The 513-nt window shown below is 53.0% G+C and carries 2 pseudogenes; one reads left to right on the top strand and one right to left on the bottom strand.

Annotated elements, in window-relative coordinates:
* Positions 1-148 (bottom strand): annotated as a pseudogene (locus Q5Y71_RS17165) (transposase); the annotation flags it as partial.
* A 62-nt stretch (positions 149-210) separates the two neighbouring features.
* Here Q5Y71_RS17165 and Q5Y71_RS17160 point away from each other — a divergent pair.
* Positions 211-513 (top strand): annotated as a pseudogene (locus Q5Y71_RS17160) (transposase); the annotation flags it as partial.

Here is a 513-nt window from a genome sequence, read left to right as displayed (position 1 = left end):
GGAACACCTTGCGCTGCTTCGTGGCCTTGCGAATGACGCTGTTCAGAGACTCAATAGCGTTGGTGGTATAGATCACCTTGCGGATCTCCGGCGGATACTCAAACAGCGTAATCAAGTTTGGCCAGTGCGTGGCCCAAGACTGGTCCACCCCCCTTGAAGTGGTCCACCCGTATAATTAGGAGACGGAGGACTAAACATGGGAATCAAACATCATACAATGGTCCGGAGTTCGTTGCATAGGCGGTCAGAGACTGGACCACATCTGTTGGCGCAAAGGTGGCTTACATAGAGCCGGGTTTACCCTGGGAGAATGGGTACTGTGAAAGCTTCAACGCCCGACTCAGAGACGAGATTCTAAACGGTGAAATATTCTATCCGTTACAAGAGGCGGAAATTATTATTGAGGAGTGGAGGAAGCACTACAACACCAAGCGGCCACACAGTGCCTTGGGCTACCGCCCACCGGCCCCGGAAACCACCGTGGAGAAAGTGCCACGGCCCACTATGCACTAA

Origin of the sequence: Microbulbifer sp. 2205BS26-8, assembly GCF_030731025.1 — a bacterium.
GTDB classification, from domain to species: Bacteria; Pseudomonadota; Gammaproteobacteria; order Pseudomonadales; family Cellvibrionaceae; genus Microbulbifer; species Microbulbifer spongiae.
This window is presented reverse-complemented; position numbering and strand designations above follow the sequence as displayed.